This is a genomic window from Streptomyces sp. NPDC001889, from assembly GCF_053594535.1.
The window spans coordinates 321,757-344,039 of record NZ_JBSFER010000001.1 but is presented as its reverse complement, the minus strand read 5'-3'; the positions used below and the strand labels follow the sequence as shown (position 1 = coordinate 344,039).

The 22,283-nt window shown below is 71.2% G+C and carries 20 protein-coding genes and 1 pseudogene; 15 read left to right on the top strand and 6 right to left on the bottom strand.

Features of this window, described 5'->3' with window-relative positions; genetic code table 11:
* The first annotated feature begins 336 nt into the window (after positions 1–336).
* On the top strand, positions 337–1,884 hold the full coding sequence (locus ACWCRA_RS01605; protein WP_351556548.1) for an MFS transporter: 1,548 nt from the start codon (positions 337–339) through the stop codon (positions 1,882–1,884).
* Positions 1,885–1,926: 42 nt separating this feature from the next.
* On the opposite strand, the gene ACWCRA_RS01600 is transcribed toward ACWCRA_RS01605, so the two are convergent.
* Positions 1,927–3,126: a glycosyltransferase gene (locus tag ACWCRA_RS01600; RefSeq protein WP_351556478.1), complete on the bottom strand. Its 1,200-nt coding sequence runs from the start codon at positions 3,124–3,126 to the stop codon at positions 1,927–1,929.
* 317 nt (positions 3,127–3,443) lie between these two features.
* Between ACWCRA_RS01600 and ACWCRA_RS01595 the strand changes: the two genes are divergently transcribed.
* Both ACWCRA_RS01595 and ACWCRA_RS01590 read left to right on the top strand, forming a co-directional pair.
* Positions 3,444–4,058: a winged helix-turn-helix domain-containing protein gene (locus ACWCRA_RS01595; RefSeq protein ID WP_351556481.1), complete on the top strand. Its 615-nt coding sequence runs from the start codon at positions 3,444–3,446 to the stop codon at positions 4,056–4,058.
* A gap of 168 nt (positions 4,059–4,226) precedes the next feature.
* Positions 4,227–5,318 (top strand): glycosyl transferase, encoded by a 1,092-nt coding sequence (locus ACWCRA_RS01590; RefSeq protein ID WP_451066579.1) that lies wholly within the window; start codon positions 4,227–4,229, stop codon positions 5,316–5,318.
* A gap of 72 nt (positions 5,319–5,390) precedes the next feature.
* Here ACWCRA_RS01590 and ACWCRA_RS01585 read toward each other — a convergent pair whose 3' ends face one another.
* Positions 5,391–6,380: an SDR family NAD(P)-dependent oxidoreductase gene (locus ACWCRA_RS01585; RefSeq protein ID WP_451066578.1), complete on the bottom strand. Its 990-nt coding sequence runs from the start codon at positions 6,378–6,380 to the stop codon at positions 5,391–5,393.
* 351 nt (positions 6,381–6,731) lie between these two features.
* On the opposite strand from ACWCRA_RS01585, the gene ACWCRA_RS01580 reads away from it, so the two are divergent.
* The 8 genes from ACWCRA_RS01580 (at position 6,732) to ACWCRA_RS01545 (ending at position 14,242) form a co-directional block, all read left to right on the top strand.
* Positions 6,732–6,902 (top strand): hypothetical protein, encoded by a 171-nt coding sequence (locus ACWCRA_RS01580; protein WP_351556490.1) that lies wholly within the window; start codon positions 6,732–6,734, stop codon positions 6,900–6,902.
* 182 nt (positions 6,903–7,084) lie between these two features.
* On the top strand, positions 7,085–8,323 hold the full coding sequence (locus ACWCRA_RS01575) for a YcaO-like family protein (protein ID WP_351556493.1): 1,239 nt from the start codon (positions 7,085–7,087) through the stop codon (positions 8,321–8,323).
* A gap of 28 nt (positions 8,324–8,351) precedes the next feature.
* Positions 8,352–9,755 carry a SagB/ThcOx family dehydrogenase gene (locus ACWCRA_RS01570; protein ID WP_351556496.1) on the top strand — a complete coding sequence of 468 codons (1,404 nt, stop codon included), beginning with the start codon at positions 8,352–8,354 and terminating at the stop codon, positions 9,753–9,755.
* Between the two features lie 44 nt (positions 9,756–9,799).
* A complete protein-coding gene (locus ACWCRA_RS01565) occupies positions 9,800–10,453 on the top strand; it encodes a TOMM precursor leader peptide-binding protein (RefSeq protein ID WP_351556499.1) in 654 nt (217 codons plus the stop codon).
* Entirely contained in the window at positions 10,450–11,922 is a 1,473-nt protein-coding gene (locus tag ACWCRA_RS01560; protein ID WP_451066577.1) for a hypothetical protein, read from the top strand. The genes ACWCRA_RS01565 and ACWCRA_RS01560 overlap by 4 nt, the downstream gene beginning before the upstream one ends.
* Complete coding sequence (locus ACWCRA_RS01555) at positions 11,906–12,433, top strand: hypothetical protein (protein ID WP_451066576.1); 528 nt, start codon at positions 11,906–11,908, stop codon at positions 12,431–12,433. The genes ACWCRA_RS01560 and ACWCRA_RS01555 overlap by 17 nt, the downstream gene beginning before the upstream one ends.
* Positions 12,430–13,065 carry a flavoprotein gene (locus ACWCRA_RS01550; protein WP_451066575.1) on the top strand — a complete coding sequence of 212 codons (636 nt, stop codon included), beginning with the start codon at positions 12,430–12,432 and terminating at the stop codon, positions 13,063–13,065. The genes ACWCRA_RS01555 and ACWCRA_RS01550 overlap by 4 nt, the downstream gene beginning before the upstream one ends.
* A complete protein-coding gene (locus ACWCRA_RS01545; RefSeq protein WP_351556511.1) occupies positions 13,052–14,242 on the top strand; it encodes an NAD(P)/FAD-dependent oxidoreductase in 1,191 nt (396 codons plus the stop codon). Before ACWCRA_RS01550 ends, ACWCRA_RS01545 begins: the two co-directional genes overlap by 14 nt.
* 534 nt (positions 14,243–14,776) lie before the next feature.
* Here the strand turns inward: ACWCRA_RS01545 and ACWCRA_RS01540 are convergent.
* From ACWCRA_RS01540 to ACWCRA_RS01530, 3 genes and pseudogenes are all read right to left on the bottom strand, one after another.
* A pseudogene (locus ACWCRA_RS01540) lies at positions 14,777–14,917 on the bottom strand (transposase); the annotation flags it as partial.
* A gap of 170 nt (positions 14,918–15,087) precedes the next feature.
* Entirely contained in the window at positions 15,088–15,324 is a 237-nt protein-coding gene (locus tag ACWCRA_RS01535) for a helix-turn-helix domain-containing protein (RefSeq protein ID WP_351556551.1), read from the bottom strand.
* A gap of 29 nt (positions 15,325–15,353) precedes the next feature.
* Entirely contained in the window at positions 15,354–16,058 is a 705-nt protein-coding gene (locus ACWCRA_RS01530; protein WP_451066574.1) for a hypothetical protein, read from the bottom strand.
* Positions 16,059–16,753: 695 nt separating this feature from the next.
* Here ACWCRA_RS01530 and ACWCRA_RS01525 point away from each other — a divergent pair.
* Positions 16,754–19,444 (top strand): tetratricopeptide repeat protein, encoded by a 2,691-nt coding sequence (locus tag ACWCRA_RS01525; protein ID WP_451066573.1) that lies wholly within the window; start codon positions 16,754–16,756, stop codon positions 19,442–19,444.
* Positions 19,445–19,692: 248 nt separating this feature from the next.
* Here the strand turns inward: ACWCRA_RS01525 and ACWCRA_RS01520 are convergent, their stop codons facing one another.
* On the bottom strand, positions 19,693–20,469 hold the full coding sequence (locus ACWCRA_RS01520; RefSeq protein ID WP_451066572.1) for a DUF6192 family protein: 777 nt from the start codon (positions 20,467–20,469) through the stop codon (positions 19,693–19,695).
* A gap of 611 nt (positions 20,470–21,080) precedes the next feature.
* Here ACWCRA_RS01520 and ACWCRA_RS01515 point away from each other — a divergent pair.
* From ACWCRA_RS01515 to ACWCRA_RS01505, 3 genes are all read left to right on the top strand, one after another.
* Positions 21,081–21,377 (top strand): hypothetical protein, encoded by a 297-nt coding sequence (locus ACWCRA_RS01515; RefSeq protein ID WP_451066571.1) that lies wholly within the window; start codon positions 21,081–21,083, stop codon positions 21,375–21,377.
* Positions 21,374–21,634: a hypothetical protein gene (locus tag ACWCRA_RS01510; RefSeq protein ID WP_451066570.1), complete on the top strand. Its 261-nt coding sequence runs from the start codon at positions 21,374–21,376 to the stop codon at positions 21,632–21,634. Before ACWCRA_RS01515 ends, ACWCRA_RS01510 begins: the two co-directional genes overlap by 4 nt.
* Positions 21,635–21,850: 216 nt before the next feature.
* A complete protein-coding gene (locus ACWCRA_RS01505) occupies positions 21,851–22,228 on the top strand; it encodes a hypothetical protein (RefSeq protein ID WP_451066569.1) in 378 nt (125 codons plus the stop codon).
* Positions 22,229–22,283 lie beyond the last annotated feature (55 nt).

Sequence of the window (22,283 nt, the reverse complement as noted above, 5' to 3'; positions counted from 1 at the left end):
TGGGGTGCTGCCTCGGGCACGCCGGGGGTGCTGCCTCGGGCACCCCAGGGTGCGGTGCTGCCCTGGGCCCCGGGGTCGCTGTCCTTTGCCCCTGGAGCGCCCTGCGCCCCGGGCCGCTGTGCCGTGTGGAGGGCCGCGTGATCGACTGGTGGGCCGGCGGTCGCGGGCTTACCGTCGATGGGTGGGCCGACGGCCGTTCTTCCCTCCCTCCCTTTCCTGTCCCCGTCCGCTCACGCGTATCCGTCCCACGCGCGTCCGCTCCACACACCCGGGAGCCTCCCGGGCGCAGGGGAACCCGGCGCGATGACGACCCCGCGACATGACGACCCCGCGACCATGACGACTCCGCGACCGGAATCACTCGCCCCGGTCGCCGCCCCGAGCCGAGGCGGCGGCCATGGTGTCGCGCTCGTCGTCATCGCCGGCTCGCAGCTGATGGTGGTCCTCGACATCACCATCGTGAACATCGCCCTCCCGCACATCCAGACCTCGCTGAACTTCTCCACCACCAGCCTGTCGTGGGTGGTCAACGCCTACACGCTCACCTTCGGCGGGCTGCTGCTGCTCGGCGGCCGCGCCGGGGACCTCCTCGGCCGGCGGCGGGTCTTCATGTTCGGTGTCGCGCTCTTCGCGATCGCCTCACTGCTCGGCGGGCTCTCGCAGAGCTCCGGCCAGCTGCTCGCCGCCCGCGCGCTCCAGGGAGTGGGCGGCGCGATCGCCTCGCCGACCTCGCTCGCCCTGATCACCACCACCTTCCGCGAAGGGCCGGAGCGCAACCGGGCGTTCGGCGTCTTCTCCGCGGTCTCGGCGGGCGGCGGCGCGATCGGGCTGCTGGCCGGAGGGATGCTGGTCCAGTGGCTGGACTGGCGGTGGGTCTTCTTCGTCAACGTCCCCATCGCCGCGCTGATCCTGCTGGCGACCCGCCGCCACATCCAGGAGTCCGAGCGCCGCTCCGGCCACTTCGACATCGCGGGCGCTCTGACCTCGACGCTCGGCATGGTCAGCCTGGTCTACGGCTTCATCCGGGCCAGTGCGCACGGCTGGACCGACCCGGTCACCCTCGGCTCGTTCGGCGCCGCCGTGGTGCTGCTCGCCGCCTTCGTCCTGGTCGAGCGGGGCTCCCGGCAGCCCATCACCCCGCTGCACATGTTCGCCGACCGCAACCGGTCCGGCACCTACGGGATCATGCTGTGCATCGCCGCGGCGATCTTCGGCATGTTCTTCTTCCTGACCCTCTTCGTCCAGGACGTCCTGGGCTTCGGCCCGCTGAAGGCCGGGCTCTCCTTCCTGCCGGTGAGCGCGATCATCGCGCTGGGCGCGGGGATCACCTCCCAACTGCTGCCCAAGTACGGGCCCAAGCCCTTCATGGTCTCGGGCGCCCTGCTGTCGGCCCTGGGCCTCGCCTGGCTGACCCAGGCCGATGTCCACTCCACCTATCTCGGCAGTGTGCTGGGCCCGATGCTGGTCTTCAGCCTCGGCATGGGCATGCAGTTCGTCTCCCTGACCCTGATGGCGCTCTCCGGCGTGGCCCGCCGGGAATCGGGCGCCGCCTCCGGCCTGCTCGCCGCGACGCAGCAGGTCGGCGGCTCGCTGGGCCTGTCCATCCTGGTGACGGTCTTCGGCACGGCGAGCCGCCACGAGGTCCGCGACCAGCTCCCCTCGTTCCTGGCGGAGTCGACCCCGCAGCAGCGCCTCCTCTTCCGGGAGACCGGACAGCTCCCGCCCCCCTGGGGCGACCAGGTCCTGGCGAACGGCACCTCGGCCGCCTTCGTCACGGCCGCGGTCTTCGCCGCGGTCGCGGCCCTGATCGCCCTGCTGGTGATCCAGGTCAGACCCTCCGACCTGGAACGGCTGAAGGGCACGGGGACACCGGGGCCGGGATGAGGGCCGGGGCGCCGGGGCCGGGGCCGGGGCGCGGCCCGGGCCTCACCCCGCTGTCCGGTACTTCGCCAGGTCGCCGATCGGGGAGGTGGGGAACCAGCTGCACCAGTGGTGGTCGGGGCTGCGAGCGGGGGGCGGGCTGCCGGGGTCGGTATGGGCGCGGGCGTGGTGGAGGTGGACCAGGGTGTCGCCGAAGCGCTCGACGCCGCCGAGGAAGTCGGCCCGCCAGGCGAAGTCGTTGTCCTCGCCGCCCCACCCCTCGAACCGCTCGTCCAGACCGAGGATCTGGTCGAAGAGCCGGCGCCGCACCCAGATGCACCCGCCGGGCGGACGGCGCAGAAAGACCCCGCGCAGCCCGGCGTGGTCGACCGAGGGCCGGCCCTCGGCGCAGCGCAGGGCCACGGCCCGGTCGCTGCTCGCCGCGTCGGCGAAGATGATGTCGCGGTAGGGCCAGTGCACCTGCAGGGTGGGGTCCTGCGCGAAACGGGCCGCGCCCCGGGAGAGGAAGTCGGCGTCGGGCAGCACATCGCCGTCCAGGACACAGACCATCTCGTCCGGGCCGCCACCGTGCACCACCCCGCAGTTCACCGCCCAGGCCTTGTTGAACGGACCGGGGTTGAAGGCGAAGACATAGCGGTCCGCGTGCGGTTCGAGCGCGGACCGCCAGCGCGGCTCGGAGTCGCTCTCCACCACCACGATCCGGTACCGGTCGCGCGGCAGGCCCTGGTCGGCCAGCCCGGCGAGGCAGGCCGCCAGATTGCGGGCCCGTCCGTCGTGCGGGTCACGGGCGCGGAAGGGGACGACCACGGTGATCCGGGTGGGCGCGGTGCCGGGGCGGGGCCCGGTCCGGTCGATGCCCGCCAGGATCTGCTCCACCGACAGGGGGTCCACGGCCGGCCCGCCGTCCAGCTCCTCGCCCAGGTGCAGGCCGAGCCGGGCGGACTGCTCGATCACCTCCAGCGCGGCTTCCAGCTCCGCCGCGACGGCGGACTCCTCGGCCAGCACCTCGGCCAGCGCCAGGCTCAGCCGCCGGTGCGCGGCCACGTCTTGGGGAGCGCTCGTCACTTCGGTCAGCGGGCCGGCGAGCCGTGGCTCCCCGCGCAGCAGCTCCACCACCCGATCGTGGTCGGGCCGGGTCCAGTACCACCACGGCGGGCAGGTGCTCTGTGCCTCGGGGTCGAAGGTCAGGGCGGCGCAGTCGGCGAGCAGACGGGCTCGGTGAAGGGTGGTCGACAGGTCGCTCAACTCCTTGGGAGACCGGGGCGCCCGGGCCGGATCGCACGGGCGACGGACGAAAGGCGGCTAACCGCTGATCACCCCGCGATTGAACTATTGGTTCGGACCAACGTCAACGTAACATCCGACGCAACAGTGGCCGTTCGCGTTCCCGGGATGTACCCGGCACGGCCCATGGGTGGTGAATTCCGCTTCTGAACACCAGGGGAAATGCCGCACACACCTCGGGGGAGGCACCGTTGTCCGTTCCTGTTCCGAATTCCTCCGGTGGGCCCGCTGATCGCCCGCCGACCAGAGCCGACCGGACAGCCGCCGCCGAACAATTGATGATCAGCCATCCGGACTGGTCGGACCGTCGGATCGCCGGTGCCAGCGGTCTCGCCACCAAGACCGTGGCGGCATTGCGCCGCACCATGCGGGATCTCCCGGAACCGGTCCGGCGCGTGGGCAAGGACGGCCGGGCACGCCCGGTGCGCACCGCCGAAGGCCGTTCCCGTGCGGCCGAATTGATCCGCGAGGACCCCACCATTTCACTGCGCGATATCGCGCGCCGGACCGGTATCTCGCCGGGTACCGCCCGGAACGTCAGACAGCGGCTGCTGGAGGGCCTGGACCCGGTCCCGGACTGCCAGCGCGAGGAGGCGCCGGTCTGCGGTGTCGGCCCGCCGCCGGAGGTCCCCGCAGGACCGGAGGAGCGCCGCCTGCTGCTGATACGGCTCACCCGGGACCCGTCCCTGCGGCAGAGCGGCTCCGGCCGGGCGCTGCTGCGCATGCTGGTCACCCACCACGCGGATGCCCGGGTGTGGGAGCGGCTGCCCGCCGAGGTCCCCTCGCACAGCGTCCCCGCGATCCTCACCCTGGCCCGCACCTGCGCGGCGGACTGGGCCGGCCTGGCCGAGGAGATCGAATCCCTGCTGGACCGGCCCACCGGCGACCGCTGACCGCCTTACGACCGCGCACGTCCGCGCACGTCCGGGTACTACGACCGCGCATGACCGATGCCCGGCGCCCGCTCACCGATGCCTGATGCCTGACGCCTGACGCCTGACGCCCCACGCCCGGGACCGATGCCCCACGCCCGGGGACACGACCGATGACCGAGGAGAGGCATGCCCGAGATCCTGTTCCTGACCCGAGGCCACGGGTTCGGCCACGCCGCACGTGATCTGAGGGTGATCCAGGAGCTGCGCCGGCGGCCCGGCACCACGGTCCGCATCATGGCGAACGGCAGCGCGGTCACCTACTACGCGATGCGCGGGGTGCAATGCACCCCCATCGAATTGCCCGACGAGGACTACGGTGAGGACTTCGGCGAGGGCGCCGCGAAGGCCGTCTGGCGGGCGCTGGCCTCGGTGCCCCGCCCCGATCTGGTCGTCTCGGACGAGGTCATGTGGGCCCTGCCGTTCGCCCGCGAGGTCTGGAAGCGGCCCTGTGTGATGCTGCTCTGCGCGCTCTGGGCGGAGTACGGCATGCCGGACGCGGACCGGTTCTTCGACACGGCCGACGAGGTGCTGGTGCTCGACTTCCCTCGGAACCGGCGGGAGTCGTACGGGACCACCGCGCCGATCGGCTTCCTCGGGCCGGTGGTGCAGCCCTTCCCCGCCGGGCGCGGGGCCGCCCGGTCCGCACTGGGCATCGCCGAGCGGGACGAGGTGGCGGTGCTGAGCCTGGGCGGGATGAACACCAGACCGGAGAGCCGGAGGATGGCGACGGCCGCCATCGGGGCCTGGCGCGCGCACGCGGGCCCCGGCGCCCGGCTGCTGCTGCTGGCCGACCCGCCGGCCGAACCGCTCCCGGTCCACGACGGCGACGGCGCGCCCGAGGGCGGCGGGGAGGTGGTCTGGGCCGGGGTCACCCCGGAGCCCGAGACCTACTACCGGGCCGCCGATGTGGTGCTCAACGACGCCATGGGCTCCACCGTCTGCGACCTGGCCTGGAACGGGGTGCCCGCGGTCGCGCTGCTGGACGAGGAGTCGGCGGCCGGCTTCCCGAAGACCTTCCCGGGCCGTATCCGCCATCTGACGGCGGCCGGGCTGATCGAGACCGCCCCGGTGCGCGAGGGGCCCCCGGCGGTCTGGCGGGCCATCGAACGGGCCAGGGCCGGGGCGGCGGCGCCGGACCGGGCGGCGGCCCGGGAAGGATTCGGCTGGAGCACCGGCGAGACGGTCGCCCAGCGGCTGTTCGAACTGCTCGACGCCTGAGGCCGGCCCGGCCCGGCCCCGTGCGCCTGCCGGCCCCGTGCGCCTGCCGGCCCCGTGCGCCTGCCGGGCCGGTCAGCCCTCGCTCCGCTCCAGCATGGCCTTCAGCTCCCCGACCGACAGCCAGTCGTCGTTGGAGTCCGAACGGTAGGCGAACTCCCGTGGTACCGAACACCACCCGGGCGCGGGTGCCCGTCCGGCGCCCCGGGTGGCGGAGGTGACCAGATAGCGGTCGCCCAGCCGGAAGGCCCGGTGGCTGTCGTCACTGGAGATCATCTCCTCGTGCAGCCGCTCACCTGGCCGGGGGCCGACCTCATGGGTGGCGGCGCCCGGGGCTATGGCCTCGACCAGGTCCATGATCCGCACGCTCGGTATCCGCGGCACGAACAGCTCGCCACCGGCCATGAGCTCGAACGAGTCCACCAGGAAGGTGACGGCGTGTTCGATGCTCATCCAGAAGCGGGTCATCCGCTTGTCGGTGACCGGCAGGCTCTCACCGGCGGCGGCCAGCCGGCGGAACAACGGCACCACCGAGCCCCGGCTGCCGCTGAAGTTCCCGTAGCGCACCACCGAGAACCTGGTCCCGGACTCGCCCGCGAGCGTCGCACCGGTCGAGGTGAAGAGCTTGTCGGCGACCAGCTTGGTGGCGCCGTAGAGGTTGACCGGGCTGCTCGCCTTGTCGGTGGAGACACCGACGACACTCCGCACCCGGTTCTCCACGGCTGCCTCGATGACATTGCGCGAGCCGTCGATATTGGTCTTCACATACTCGGTCGGCGCGTACTCCGCGGTGTCCACGCGCTTGAGGGCGGCGGCGTGCACCACGTGGTCGACGCCGGCCATCGCCTGAGTGAGCCGCCGCCGGTCGCGGATATCACCCTGAACGAAACGCACACGCCGGTCCTCGCCCAGCACGCTCCGCGTTTCGGCGTGCTTGAACTCATCACGCGAGTAGATCACGACACGGCCGGGATCGACATGGGTCAGTACATGGCGGACGAATGCCAGACCCAAAGACCCGCAGCCCCCGGTTACCAGGATCGAAGCTCCGCTAAGCACGCTCATCTCAGCACCTTTCAATCCCAGAGGAACGTCGAACTGAATTCGAGATCACTGCGGGCCACACCGTAGCAGACAAGAGCTGAGGTCCGGCTAGTCCGAGGAGCAGGTGAATTGCCCCGGTGATAGGCCCTGTGCAAGTTCGAACGTGCTCAGTTGAACACCCTTGTTCGCAGGTCAGGAGCCATATCCCCGAGTGGTGACGCGATGTCCGTTGACGCTTTCCCGGGTGCCCGGTTGACTTGAGTCGCCATTCGGCTGCGGGATTTCCTGAACGTTTCCACGGTATTGCCGGTGCTGTGCCGTGGTGCTGAAGGAAGGCCCGCATCCTTTCTTCGCGATGAGAAGGAGAATGAAATGCCGGTGAATATGGTCGAGGACGTCCGCCTGGATCTGGAGCTGTCGGAGGAGGAGAACACGGACTGGGAGAAGCTCCTGGTCGGGCTCCACGAGGGCGGCGCCTTCATGTGGTGCAAGGCGTGTGGGGCCCCCTGCGGCACCCAGACCGTGGGCTGCAGCGGCTGTTGAGTCCGGACACGGCCCCGACAGCAGGCTGAACCGCAACGGCGGGCGGGCCCTCCCGGGCTCGCCCGCTCGCTCCCGGTGCCCCCTCAAGAACAGGAGAGACGGCCATCACCTCCGACACCCGACCGGACACCCCGGCGGAGGAGCGCTTCCGCGATTCCCCGCTCGCGACCCTCGTCTCCCCGGTGGGACTGGTCTCCGCGGTCCGGCCCGCCCCCGCCCTGCGCGGGCTGCCCCGTCTGAAGACGGCCTCCGCCAACGTCGGCAGCGGGGTGCCGGGCGTGACCAGGGAGCCCTCCGACGGCTTCTCGGGCGGCAGCCGCATCCTCGACGACGAGTTCCTCTCCTATGTGGTCGCCACGGCCGAGGCCGCGGAGCGCTCCGCCGGATATCTGACGCACGAGCGGCCGCGCCTGGCCAGGGAGGCCGAACTCGACGGCCCCGTACTCGACATGACGCGGGTGCCGCGGTGCTCGGAGCGGGAGTACGCCGATCCGCGCTGCCCGGTCAGCCGCTACGACCCGGACACCCCGATCCACTGGAGCCGCGGCGTCGACCTGCTCTCCGGCCAGGACATCTGGGTGCCCACCGTGATGGCCTGCTACGGCTTCCATGTGCACGGACCCGAACGCTTCATCGCACAGATCTCCACCGGACAATCGGTGCACACCGATCCCCACGAGGCGGTGCTGGGCGGTCTGATGGAGTTGTTCGAGCGGGACTCGATCGCGCTCACCTGGCTGCAGAAGCTGCCGTTGCCGCCGGTGGACCCCGCCGTGCTCACCCCCGGCTCCCGCGAGATGCTGGACTGGGGCGAGCGGCGGTTCCTGCGCACTCTGCTCTTCGACGCCACCTCGGACCTGGGCGTGCCCGCGGTGTACGCGCTGCAGATCGCCCCGTACGACGAGGGAATCCGGCAGATCATCGGGGCGGGCACCGGCCGGAGCCTCGGCGAGGCCGCCGAGCGCTGTCTGCTGGAGCTGCTGACGATCCGTGACTGCTACCGCTCCGAGAAGGACCTCCCGGGCGAGTACGGGGACTTCGCGTTCCTCGACGGCTCACGCATGATGTCCCTGCCGGAACACGCGGACGCCTTCACCTTCCTGACGGAGGACCTGGCCGGGCGACCGCTCTCCGCCGGCGGACCCGCGCTGCCGGATGACCCCGAGGCGGCGGTCGAGGAGCTGCTCGCCCGGCTGGCCGGCGCCGGAATGCAGGTGGTGGCCATGGACCGGACCAGCCGTGAGCTGCGCGCGGCCGGGCTGACGGCGGTCGCCGTCGTGATCCCGGAGCTCCAGCCGATGTCGCTGGAGCCGCTCGCGCAGTTCCGGGGCCATCCGAGGCTGGCCGAGGCGCCGGTACGGATGGGATACGCCAGTCTTCCCGAGGAGGAACAGAACCCATGGCCACAGCCGTTCGCGTAGGCGTCCCGCGCCGGGACGGAGAGCAGCGGTGATCGTCTGGCGTGTCGCCCCCGGTATCGGGATGCGGCCGGCCGACGACCAGCCCGCCGGCGCCGTGCTGCTGACCTCATCGGACGGCCGCTCGACGGTGCTGCGCCCGTCCGCCCCGGGGTGCGCCGACGCCCTGGTCTCGCTGGGAGCGGGCGCGCGCGGCGAGGCCGAGCTGGCCGAACTCGCGCCACGGGCCGGTGCGGCCCTGGCGGAGCAGCTGGCGGCACTGCTGCACCGGGGGGTGCTCCATCTGCTCTGCGTCGACCGGGGCCGGGAACTGCTGAGGGTCGCCGTCACGGGTGAGCTCGCCGCCCTCACCCGGGTGCGTCCGGAGCCCGGCCGGCGGATTCAGCTCTCCCGGTTCGCCTGTCTGCGGCGCCTGGACGAGGAGCTGGTGGTCGAGTCGCTGACCGGGCACACCCGGCTGGTCATCGCCCCGCAGACCGCGGCGGTGCTGGCGCGGCTCGCCGAGCCACAGCGGGTGGGCGAGCTGTGCGCGGATTCCGAGCTGCCGGCCGAGGTCGTGCTGGAGCTGCTGGAACTGCTGCTCGCCGCCGGGGCCGCCGGACCGGTGGACGAGGACGGCCTGCTGCCCGAGGACGCCGACCCGGTTCCCGCCCAGCGGGAGTTCCACGACGTTCTGCTCCACTGGCACAGCCGCCGGGGTCTCTCCGGTCTCGCGATCGGGATGACCCACCCGTTCCTGGACCGCTACCCGCCGCTCGCCGCGGTGAAGCCGGTCCGGCAGCCGGTGATCGCACTGCCGCGTCCGGACCTGGACCGGCTCCGGAGCACGGACCGCCCGTTCGCGGAGGTGGCGGAGGAGCGGCGCTCGGTACGCGCTTTCGGGCCCGGACCGCTGACGCTGGACCAGCTCGGTGAGTTCCTCCACCGCACCGTCCGGGTGCGCGAGGAGATACCGGCCGACGACGCGGCGCCCTACGACCGCACCTGCCGGCCGGTCCCGTCCGGTGGGGCCAGCCATGACCTGGAGGTGTATCTGTCGGTCACCCGGTGCCGGGGGCTCGCGTCCGGTGTCTACCACTACGAGCCGGTGGAGCACGGTCTGACGCTGATCACGCCGGAGCGCGGGGCGGTGCTGGAACTGGTCCAGGACGCCCGTCAGAGCCTCAGCTCGGCCTCCGTTCCCCAGGTGGTGATCACACTCGCCGGGCGGTTCAACCGGCTGTCCTGGAAGTACCGGGGCCTGAGCTACGCGGCCACGCTGAAGAACGTCGGCGTGCTGTACCAGGCCATGTACCTGGCGGCGACGGCGATGAGGCTCGGCGGCTGCGCGGTTGGCGGCGGCGACTCCGCCGCCTTCGCCCGGATCACCGGGCTCGACCCGCTGGAGGAGTCGTCCGTCGGGGAGTTCGTGCTGGGCGTGCCACTCGACCGGTGACCGCCGGACGCTGTCCCGTCGACACAGAGGAGGAAGCAGAACCCATGGATCAAGCCATCCAGCCGGACCGTGTCGCGGTGGCCGGCGTCGGGGAGTTCGGCGAGGCGGTGCGCGACCACGTCAGCCGGGAACTCGGCGCGGTGCCCCGGGCCATCGAGGAGTTCACGTCCGACCGGCCGCCGCCCAACGCGCCCGAGGTTCTGGTGGTGGCGCTCTGGCGGCCCCTGGAGGAGCTCGGTGAGCGCGTCGACGAGGCCGCCTTCGCGGCCGGCCGGCCCTGGCTTCCGGTGGTGTTCGAGCACCCGTGGATCGTGGTCGGACCGTGGCTGGCGCCGCCGGACGGCCCGTGCCACCGCTGCTATCTGGACCGCCGGGCGCAGCACCGGCAGTACTCCGACACCGCCCGGGTGCTGACCGAGGCGTACGCCGCCGATCCGAGTCTCGGCGTCAGGGGCCATCTGCCGCACCATGTACGGCTGGCGGCGGGCCTGGCGCGGCAGGCCCTGCGGCGGCGCGAACCGGGACTGGTGCTGTCGGCCAACACCGTCGGCAGCCGGATCTCCGCGCACCGGACCCTGGGCTGCCACGGCTGTCCGCGCTGCGGGCGGCGGGACCGGCTGGGCGCCGACGGGGCGGTGGCGCGGGTGGCGCGGTCCCTCCGGGTGCCGTCCCCGGCCGCTGCCGGGAGCGCGCGATGAGCGCGGCCGGGGCCGGAGGGCCGCAGCCGGCCGCTGAGCCGCGTCCCCGGCTGGCTCGCGGCCTCGCGGTGGTCCGGCGTCCGGACGGGCTGGTGGTCGAGGGGGTGACCAACCGCCAGGTCTTCACCGGCGCGGCGGCCACCGGGCTGCTGCCGGGGCTGTTCGCCCTGCTGGACGGCGAGCACGACATCACCGGCCTCGCCACCGCCACCGGGGCGCGCCGGCCCGAGATCGTCCGGGCGTTGCGGCTGCTGGACCGGGGGGGCCTGGTCGAGTGGTTCCCGCCGGGCGCGCCGGACGTACCGTTGGCCCCTGCGGCGGACGCCTACTTCTCCCGCAGCCTCTCGCTCACCCAACGCCACGCCGAGGTGCGGACGGTCGCGGCGGCGCTGGCGAACGCCCGTGTCACCGTCGTGGGAACCGGTCCGCTCGCCGAGGAAGTGCTCGCCTGCCTGCACGAGAGCGGCGTCACCGGCGCCGCACGGGCGGCCGTCGCCCCCGCCGAGCCGCGGCAACTGGTGGTGATCTGCGAGGAGGAGCCCGCCGGATTCGCCGCGCTGGCTGCCGAGCTGTGGAACCGGGGCACACCGGTGCTCCGGTTCGCCGGGAACGGTGAGCGGCTGGAGCTGGGGCCGTTCTTCCACCCGGACTGGACCGGCTGCCCGGAGTGCTGGTCCCGGGCCATAGGACCGGCGTCGGGCGGGGCGCTGCCCGAGGACGCCGTGGAGCTGTCCGCCGGGCTGGTCTGCGCGGAGGTGCTGGCGCTGCTGAGCATGATCACACCGCCGCGCACGATCAGCCGGGTGGTCCGACTCACCCTGGCGGAGCTGCGCGAGGAAGTGCTGGTGCTCGGCCCGGAGCCGGGCTGCGCGCGCTGCCTTCCGGGGGCCCCCGGGGCGAGCGGTCTGGCGGCCGCCCACTACGAGCGGGCCGCCGCCTGGTCACCCTGGGCCGAACGGCCGCGCGGCGCGACCGGGCCCACGTCCCGAATCCGGTCCCAGTACGAGGCCTCGCCCAAACTTCCGCTGGACCGGCTGCCCCGGTATCTGCGGCCGTTGCTGACGGAACCCGAGGCCACCGATGAGGTGGACGTCTATCTGCTGGGCGTCCCCGAACTGGCCCACCCGGTGCATCTCTACGACCCGGATTCCGGCCGGCTGGTGGCCACCCGGGCGACCGCCGACCCGGTGCCGCTCGGCCTGCCCGGGGAGCCGGCGGCGATCGTGGTGCTGGTCGCCACACCGGGACGGCTGTACGCGGACCGCCGGGCGGAGAGCCACCGGCTCGCCCAACTGGCGGCGGGCGCGGCAGTGGCCGGGATGCGGCAGGCGGCCGTGGGCTGCCGGCTCCAGGTGACCACCCGGTGCGATCCCGCGCTGAGCGGGCTGCTGGAGCTGAGGACGGATCAGGAGGTGCCGGCCGCCGTGGTCGGTGTGTACCGGGAGGCCGAGCATGCCACTGACGACTGAGGCGGATCTCTACGGCGCGGCGCTGCGGCTCGGCCCGCCACCCCTCGGAACACCGGAGCCGGGGCCGGTGTCGGTCACCGGGCCGGGCGATGTCCCCCCGCAGGAGCTGAGACGAGCCCTGGAGCAGTGCGGGAGGTGGCTGAACGAGGAGTTCGGCCCCGGTCTGCGGGTGCTGATCGGTGTGGTCCGGGCGGAGGGCATGGAACCCGGGCTCCACCTGCCGGGGGAGCCGGCGCCCCTGCCCGGGTCGGTCGCGCGGCTGGACGGGCTGCGAGAGGCCCGGGTGCCGGTCGCGCTGCTCTGGTTCGGCGATCCGGCGACCGCCGGGGCCGACCTCGGGGCGCTGCTGGTGCGGGTCGGCTGGGGCGCCCGGACGGTACGGACGGCGCTGGTCGCGGCCGGGTACCGGGCGGCCATCGACACCCGGGCGGGTCTGGTGCGCCCGCCCGGCGCCGTCGGCGGACACCTGGGAAGCCTGCTGGTCGCACCGTCGGCGGAGGCCGGTTCATGAGCGAGCGGCGGGCCGAGTGGTCCATGCCGGACGTCGAGCGGCTCGCCTTGCACGGCGACCGGCTGCTGCTGGTGGTGACCGGGTCGATCATGGCCGCCCATCTGCCCGCGCAGCTGGCCTGGGTGCGCGTGCAGCAGCCCTCGCTGGAGGTTCAGGTGGTACTGACCAGGTCGGCGGCGCGTTTCGTGAGCAAGGAGGCGCTGCGGATGCTCACCGGCCGGCCGGTGTTCGACGACACCTGGGAGCCCGACGCCGACGCCTCGGACGCCCGGCATGTGGAGTGGTCGCACTGGGCCGAGTTGGCGGTGGTCTGGCCCGCGACGATGCATTACACGGCCCGGCTGGCGCTGGGCCTCGCGGACTCGCCCGGCCTGCTGGCCCTGCACTGCACCAGCGCCCCGGTCGGTGTGGCCCCCGCGCTGCCGCCCGGCGGCTGGGAGTCCGCGGCGATGGCCGGCCATGTCGCGGCGCTGGAGGCGCGCCCCGGAGTCAGGGTCGTCCCGCCCGAGCCGGGTCTGAGCCTGACCACCCGGAAGATGGACGGCTGGCTCTGCCCTCCGCTGAGTTCGGTACTGCGCGAGGTGGACGCGTGGGCCGCTCAGGACCGGGAGGCGGCCGATGAGCGGCTATGACGCGATCGTTGTCGGCGCCCGCTGCGCCGGCGCCGGCACCGCCCTGCTGCTGGCCCGTCAGGGGCGCCGGGTGCTGCTGCTGGACCGGGCGGTCTTCCCGAAGGACACCCTGTCCACCCTGTACATCCAGCTGCCGGGTGTTGCCGCGCTCGCCGACTGGGGCCTGCTGGACCGGCTGATCGCCACCGGCTGTCCGCCGCTGGAGCGGGTGGCCTACCGGGCCGGCGGGATCACCGTCACCGGGTCGAGCCGCCCGGTGCGCGGCCAGCGGATCAACTACGCGCCCCGCCGCCATCTGCTGGACCAGCTGCTGGTCGAGGCCGCGGTGGAGGCCGGTGCGGAGTTCCGGGACGCCACGACCGTCGGTGAACTGCTCTTCACGGACGACCGGGTGGCCGGTGTGCGCTGCCGCACCGCCGGCGGGAGCCGGATCGACGAGCGCGCCGATCTGGTGGTCGGCGCGGACGGCATGCGCTCGCGGGTGGCGCACCTGGCCGGTGCCGAGGTGCTGACCAGCGCCCCGCCCAGGAGCTGTGTCTACTACGGGTTCTGGGACCTGCCGGCCGAGCGTCTGCTGTCGATGACCCACGCGGACGGTGTGCTGGTCGGCTCGTCCGCCACCAACGACGCGACCCTCGTCGTCTGTTATCTGCGCCAGCGGGAGTTCGCCCGGGCCCGGCAGCGGCCCATGGAGGTCTACCTGGAGACCATCCGTGAGCACGACGCCGAGCTCTGGGAGCGGCTGCGCTCGGCGGAGCCGACCGAGCGGCTGTACGGCACCGGCGACCAGCGGAACTTCATCCGGCAGGCCGCGGGCCCAGGCTGGGCGCTGGTGGGCGACGCCGCGATGCACAAGGACTCGATCACCGCCTGGGGGATCACCGACGCCTTTCTCCAGGCCCAGCTGCTGTCCGACACCCTCGCCTCGGACCTCGCCCCGGACCTGGCACTGGCCGAGTACGCCACCACCCTGCGGAGTCTCGCGGAGGGCGGCTACCACGCCACCCTGGCGGCGGCCGAGCTGGGCTTCGACGCGTCCGGTCTCGCGGACCTGCGCCGGCTGGCCGACGATCCGGAGCTGTCCGATCTCTACTTCTCCATGGCCTCCGGCGCGGTCACCTTCCAGGAGTTCCACACCGCGTTCCAGGCCCGCGCCGTCCCCTCGGCCACCGGCTGAGCGCCACCACCGGGCCCGCACCGCACGACATCGGCCCGATCCGCGCTCCGCCCGCGCCACCGCGCCCTGTTCCGGTCCGCTTCCCCGGACCGGCACAGGGCGCGACCGCGTCCGTATCCCAGATGTCCCGGTATCAGATGTCCCGGAAAAGACCAGTCGGGTCTTTAACATGCGGTGTCTGCTGGTGCCAGGCTGCTGACCCGCGTAAATATTCTTTCGGTTCTTACATGGTCATGCCCTTTGATGCAGCCGGAAGTCCCAGAGGAGTCCCACGGAAGTCCCACTGCCCGTCGTCCTTCTTTCGACTCTACGCAGAGGGTGGCGGTGCGGCGCGCATGGGCGGTCTGCCCTGAACGATCGGCAACGTGTCCTGTACGACCCGTCTCGCGACCGGAGAGGACCTTGAGACTTGGGCGCTGGGTGAATGGCCCTCGGCCAATGCTGAGCGGTCCCGCGACCCCCTGAAGATCGGCGGCGTGGCGGCGACGTGCAGACGGAGGTCACCGAGGCCGACCGGTTCCACCTTCGGCACGGCAGCTTCAGCCACGAGGCACTCGTGGGTGTGAAGTGCAGGTGGAAACGCGGGTGGGCCGGCAGCCACTTCTTGATGCCGGGTGTCTTGTGGGTCGCGTAGTTGTCGAGGATCAGGTGTACCTGGAGCCCGGACGGGACTTCCGTCTTCGCCGCGTCGCGGCCCTGATCGCCCTGCTGGTGATCCAGGTCAGACCTTCCGACCTGGAACGGCTGAAGGGCACGGGGACACCGGGGCCGGGGCGCCGGGGCCGGGGCGCTGCCCGGGCCCTCCATGCGGGCCCAGGGGTCGCATGGAGGGCTGTCGGGCAGGGCTACCCAGTGCTGACCCGCACCTCCGCGTCCGGGCCGAGATCCACGGAGTACACGGGCCGTTCATGGATGCCCAGCGCGCGCATCAGCTCATGGGTCGGAATCCGGTACCCGCGACCGACCCGGAGGACGAGGCAGGGGAAATCGCCTCGGTGGATCAGCCGATACGCGGTCGTGGAACAGACACCGAACGCACGGGCCGCTGTCCGCAGATCGACACAGACCGGCAACTCGAACATCTCCGTGAAGCCGAGAACCTGATCGTGCTTCACCGGCGCCTCATGGCGGGGCGGATCGGCAGGGTGCCAAAGCGCCGTCGGGCCCGCCGCGTCCGGACACAGCGGCCCTCGACGCGGCCCCTCGTTCCGTCCCCGCCCGTGGCGAGGGCATCAGCGCGCAGGTGCTCGGAGCGGACACGGAAGCGCAGCGAGGCACGCGGCCCGTCCGGCCCGTCCGGACGGTCGACCCGGATGTCCAGGCCTCCCTGACTCGCGGAGGCATCCGCGCTCTCCTCCTCGTGGGTGAGAGCACAGTTCCGGGCGATGTGCTCCACCCGTGTGGAGGGAAACTCGCGCCAGCCGCCGCGGGCCAGGCGCCACGCCCGGACGCGCGCCGCCTTGGCCAGCGGTGCGGCACAGGAGTGGGTCGTGTTGCCCGGTTCCGTCAGCTCTTCGAGAAGGGCCAGTGCCATCTCGGCCTCCACATCACATCGGTCGGCGCCCAGACGGCGGCAGACGCGATGGACCGTGCCGGTCAGTCGGGGCAGCATCAGCCAGATCACCAGGAGCCTGCTGTCCCCGTGCGGAGTGAGGTCGGCCCGCGCGGCGCTGAGCACCGCCTGCCAGATCGCGGCGGAGTGCCGCGGATCGGCGCCCGGCCCGTACAGGGCCTCGTGAGCCTCCGCGGCGGTCAGCCGGACCGGTTCGGCCCGCTCTGTCTCGTGGGCGATGATCACCCGTACTGCCTCCTTCACACCGGGATTGTCGAAGTGCCGTCTCACCGAGGCGAACACACCAATGGTTGGGGAATGCACGAGGGAAGTCCTCTCTCGATATCGTGGACCGCGCCGGCTGACAGCAGGTACCGAAGCGCCGAAGGCCGTCCGGTCGGCGCGGGCACCCAGCGGGCCGACACGCGGTGGGAGAAGAGTGCCCGCCTCCGAGCGGGCACCCTTGTGGCCTGTGCGCTCTCAGCCCGTGCCGGAGGTCGAGGCGCCCGCGTTCCCGTTCCGCTGGGTGACGGGGGGCATCTCCTCGGAGTGGCCGGCGCTGGGGTGACGGCGGCTCGGCGGGAAGCCGGGGGACATCTTGAGACGGCTCGCCCGGCGGACACGCTGGCGGTTATTCATGGAAGTGGCCCTTCTGATCAGGAACTACACCGGTATCTCGCGTTTCGGCGAGTGGCTTGTGTCATCGTGCCCGGGCAGTCGAGGACTCCGCAGACCCATAACTGAGGCAAGGCTGAGCCAAAACTGAGGCCGGGGGGCGTGAGGAGGCACATGCGTGTGAAGCGGTCGGCGACTGCGCACAGATCAAGAGGTGCCGCCGGGGGGCGGCTCATTACCGTGGTGCGGGGACGAGGAGAATGATGGACGGGCGCGTACTCGGGCCGGTCGTGGCAAAGGTCGAGGGAAGAGGGGGAGTCTTCGGAACGACGAAAGTGGCCGCTTTGTTCGCGCTGCTGGCCATTTCGCCGGAGTACCGATGCAGTAAGGAGCAGATCGCCGAGTACCTCTGGGGGAAGAAGCTCGCCGAGTCGTCCTGGGAGGAGAGTAAGAAGGTCCACGGTCTGGTGGACAGGGCGATCTCCGACCTCCGCAAGCAACTGGGCGAGACGATCATGCCGAAAACTGGTAAATCGGGCTTCTGTGCGCTCTGTCCGCCCGAGGAGAGTGTCGATCTTCTGCGTCTGCGCGCGGCGGTACGGCGAGCGGAGGCACTGCCCCCTCGGGAGAGGTTCGCGGAGCTTGCCGCCGCCGTGCCGTCGGCGGATTACGGAGAACCGCTGCAAGGGCTGCGTGGTGACGGCTTCGAGGCACGACGGAAAAAGCTGACAGCGGAGGTATCCGGCGCGGTATGTCAACTTCTCGACGCCGCGTTGAAGTCCGGACAGGAGGAGTGGCTCCGCGAGGAGACGGAGAAGTGGCACGCGCGATCACCGGGTCATCCGCGGATCTTCGAGTTCTATCTGAGGGCACACGGCGGGAATCTCTCGGCCAAGGAGTTGGACCGCCGCGTCGCAGCGTGGACGAAGCGCTATGGGCCAACGGGCCACCGTCTCCAGCCCGTTATCGAACAATTGCGCGCAGGCGCGCCCCGATCAGCAGGAAGAGCGCTTCTCCCGATCCCGAATCAGCTACCACCCAAGGGCCGTCGACCCATCGGGCGAGAGGAGACGATCCGTGTCCTTTTCGACTACGTGTGCCGAGAGCAGGCGGCCGGCAGAACCGCGATCATTCTGTTCACTGGCTTGGCTGGTGTGGGGAAGAGCCTGGTGGCCCGCGATCTCGCATGGCTGGTGAGAGAGAGGTTCCGCGACGGCGCCCTCTACGGCGAGCTGAACGGATTCGTCGAGGGTGACGTACAGCCCACTCCACCGGAGCAGATCCTGGACCGATTCCTGCCCGATCTGCCGCCCTATTCAGGGGTGACCGGGCTCACCGCAAAGATCGGTGCGCTGCGGACCGCTCTGGCGGACCGCTCGGTCCTCATCCTGCTCGACGACGCGCGCAGCTCAGAGCAGGTGTTGCCGTTGCTCCCGGTCGGCCGCGCCAGCGCCGTGATCATCACGAGCCGCAACACCCTGGCTCGTCTGCGCTCCGAGAATGAGGTGCTTGTCTGCACGATGGAGCCACTGCGTGACGAGGATGCCCTGGCGTTGCTTCAGGAGAAGGTGATGGCGAAGGACCGGGCGGTGTATCTCCGTGACTTCACCGAACTGATCCATATCTGCGGCAACTTGCCGCTGGCCCTCACGGTGGTGGCGCGACGTATGGAGCACCGCATGGTGTCCAACATCAAGTCCTTGGTGCGGGAGATGAAGGATGAGCGGAGGAGATTGGATCGGATGGACTGTCCCCAGGACGAGCTGTCGGTCCGCGTGGCGCTGAACTGCTCCGTACGCGTTCTCAGTGAAGAGGCACGGCTGCTGCTCTGGCAGTTGGGCGTCCATCCCGGACCCAGTGTCACCTGGGAAGCCGTGATGGATCTCGGGGCGGCGGAGGGCGCGGGGATACGGGCCGACCGGGCCCTGGAGGAACTGGTGGCGGCGAGCCTGGTCGAGACCCGGTCCGGCCGCTTTCATCTGCACGACCTGGTGCGGGCCTTCGCCCACCACCACCTGCCCCTCGCCACCCATCGGGACAGAGAAGCCCTCAAACAGGCGACCGTGCGGCAGGCACTGGAGCACCAGTTGCACAACGTCCTGGCCTGTGATCGTCAGCTGGACCGCCAGCGCAAGCTGCCCATCGGTGATCCCACTGGGGTCACTGTGATCGAACTCGCCGGCCCGGAGCAGGCGATGGAGGTGCTGGACAGGGAGTACCCGACCATCAAAGGCTGTATCGCCCTGGCTGTCAGCCACAGGATGACGTGGTACATGCGGATGCTGCCGATGGCCCTGGTCACCTATCAATGGCGTCGCCGACGCCTCGACGACGCGCGCGAAGACCTCAAAAGCGCCGCCGTGGTCGCGGCGGCGGAGGCCGATCGGGCGGACCTCGCCATGGTCTACCGGATGCTGGCGGGGACGTACTGGCGGCTGGAGAACTTCCGTTTGGCCGCATGCCACCTGCGGCGGGCCGTGTCCCTCAGCGAGCAGGACCCCGGCGAGAACGGCTCCCTCAGCCTGGCCCGCTCCCTTTACACACTCGGGATCACCCAGCGCAAGCTGGATGAGACCACGGAGGCGGAGGAGAGCCTCCGCCGGGCTCTGGAGCTGTATCGGCAGCTGTCCGACCCGGTGGGAGAGGCGGCGGCGCTCAACGCCATCGGCGCCCTCCATCTCGACCGGGGCGAGCACGATGAAGCGCTCCACTGGTGCTCGGAGGCCCGCCGGGTGATCGAGTGCACGGAGGAGCGCAGCGGCTGGGCCGATGTGCTGTTCACCCTGGCCAAGGTGCACCTCGCCCGCGCCGAGAGCGAGGAGGCCATCCCTCTCTACCGGCAGGCGTCCGACCTCTACTGCGAACAGGAGGACCGGCCCAACGAGGAAAAGGTGCGCCGGCTCTTCGCGGGCGTCCTGGTCTCCTTCGATCGCTCCAAGGCGGTGGCCGAGCTGGAGAGAGTCATGGTGCTGCGTGAGCTGATGGGAAGCGATGAGCTGTCGGAGGTCCAGGATCTGCTGGACGAGCTGAGATGAACGCGCCCTGCCCGGCGCCCTGCCTTCGAGCCGGACAGGGCGCGACCGCGTCCGTATCCCAGATGCCCTGGTATCGGATGTCCCGGTCTTAGATGTCGCGGAAGGGACCAGCCGGGTCTGTGACCTGCTGATTTTGCTGAGGTGGGGCTGCTGACCTGCGTAAATGGCCTTTCGGCTCTTTCGCGGCCGTGCCCGTTGATGCCGCCGGAAGTCCCAGAAAAGTCCCAGACAAATCCCACTGCCCGTCGTCACTCTTTCGGCTCTTGCAGAGGGCGGGGGCGCGGTGTGAGCTGGTCCGTGTGCATCGGTGGTCTGCCCTGAACGATCGGCAACGTGTCCTGCTCGGAAGCCTTGCGGCCGGAGAAGACCCCCATGTCTGGGCGCCGGGTGAATGGCCCTCGGCGTATGCCCTCCGCGACCGTGGCCTCCTGAAGATCAGCCGCGATGGTGGTGACCTGTATACGGAGGTCACCGAGGCCGGCCGGTTCTACCTTCAATATGGCCATCATCCCGACGACCCGGCGTTTGCGGACGAAGTCGTCCAGGCCCCGCACCACCGGAGCCACCGGCGACGGCTCCACCAGGCCCGGTGCTGGCGCAGCGGGGCGTTCGGGCTGGTGCCAGCGGTCGTTCTGCGCACGGTTGAACAGATGCCTGGCGGTCTTATCGGCCGCAGCCCGTTCGGCGACCGCCGGGCGGCGCAGCAGGTCGGCGGCTACCCGTGCCGCGACCTGCTCATCGGCTGCCAGATCGTGGATGGCCTGGACTTTCTCCTGCACCGACTGCGGGGCACCCACGCGCCAGCCGACCTGGCGCTTCGCGGCATCCTGGGTCCAGCACCGCTTCCCGGTCCGCGGATGGACGGGCGGATCGGTGATGCGCTGGAACCGGTCCGGGAGCTGCTCCAGGATCCGGTGGATCTCGAACGGAACCCCCTCGGCCCGGTGCTCCGCAGGCCAGTGACCGGCCGTGAACCGGTAGACCCGGAGAGTGCCGTAGGGAATGCCCACGTCCTCGGCGAACATTTCCAGAGACTGCCGGACCCCGAACGCTTCCTCACCTGGATGCGCACCGCCGTGCTCACGCAGCGGCTCGATCTCCAGGGCGAGGTCACCGATCCGGAAATGGATCTACGTCTCTGCCGAAACGAGTTCACGTACCTCGCCCAGGATCTCCTCATAGCGCCGCCGGGACACACTTCCGACCCGTAAATCCGCAGGCATCACACCCACCCCAACAGGCAGCCCGGGGTACAGCCCTACCGGCCGCGCGCTTCAAGAACCCGGACCCCGCCCCTCATCCCGCAGCATCCGACCCCAGCGCGCAGCCGCCAAGGCGCACCACTAAACCACCTGCGGCACCCACAAGCGCGCGGCCAAGCGCGTGCACGACACCAGAGCACACCGAGCAAAGAGCCTTCTAACGAGACACCTGAACAAGATCAGCCGGGGATTGAAGACGGGTTCTTACCGAGAAGTGGTGAAGACGACGGTCCTTCACTCGATCCGGTGATCAGCAGAGCGTGCGAGGCCCGATCGTTCGTGTGTGCCCTCTTCGCGCCCTGCCGGGCCGGTTCCGGGTCGGCGTAGCGTGCTGGGTGCAGGAGACAGTGGCGTCGGGAGAGAGGGACCAAGTCGTGAGCCAGTCGGTGGATGAGGCCGGGACGTGGACGACCCTCATCGGCGGGAAGCTGGTGGAAGTCCCGGCGACGATAGAGGGGATCCGGGCGACGCTCTCGCCGGAGCGGGCCGCCGAGTTCGACCAGGTGGTCGCCCGTACCCACGCGTCCAAGCTGCCGCAGGTGCTCGCGGACTGGGCGCTCCCTGAGGAGGCGCTGGCCGAGGAGGATGAGGTGATCGCCCGGCTGAAGGCCGGCGACCACAGCGACTCGATCCCCCAGGACGACCTGGGCGACGGGGGTGGAGCGCGGTGAGCCGCTACCGGATCGAGTACAGCGGACTCGCCGCCGTGTCCCGCAAAGCCATGCCGAGCGACTACCGGGCCCGGTTCGAGAAGGAGATGGCCCGCACCCTGGGCACTGACCCGTACGGCCACGGATCCGACCCGGCCGGAAGCCCCCAGGAACGAGACCGGCGCACCGCGACCATCGCCGGAGCGGTGGTCCGCTACTACGTCACCAACGGCCTCGACCTGGTCGTCACCGCGGTCCGCATCCTCCACAGCCACTGACCCGCACTCCCGGAAGCCCGGCCCGCCGCAGGCCGGGCTTCTTCCACGCCCGGGGTCGGGCCCGCCTGCCGGACCGGGGCGGAGGGACGTGTGGTTCTCCTCGAAACCCCCTTACTTCCCTTCTGGCATCGGATAATCTCGCCCCTCATCCGACGCGAGAACCCGGGTGCGCCCGGAGGTCAAACACCGCGTCCCGCAGCCGAGGAGACACCTGGCATGCCTCTCGACCGCCCCTCCGTCCCCGAAGACACGGCGTTCACCGTTGACCAGCTCACCCCGGCGGACTACGCCGCCATCTCCGCGTTCCTGGCCGCGCGGCTGCGCGAACTGACTGACAGCGGCCAGGCCGGCGCCGCCCGCGCGCTCGCGGAGGCGCTTGGGCCCCGCACCGACACGCTCGGCCCGAACTTCCGGTGGGAGACCGACTACCCCCATGAGCCGGTGCCGGACAACTGGCTCGACGAGCGCATGCACTCTTGGAACCCGCTTGTCTGCGCGATGTGGGCCGGGTGGCACGACGCCGAGGGCTACGACCGCACCCGCTGGACACTGGTCTCGTACCGCCTGGCGAAAGCCGCCGTGGACGGCCGGTGACACCGTGAAAGCGGTGACTGACGCAGTACAACGCCTGCGTGAGGCACGGGGACGG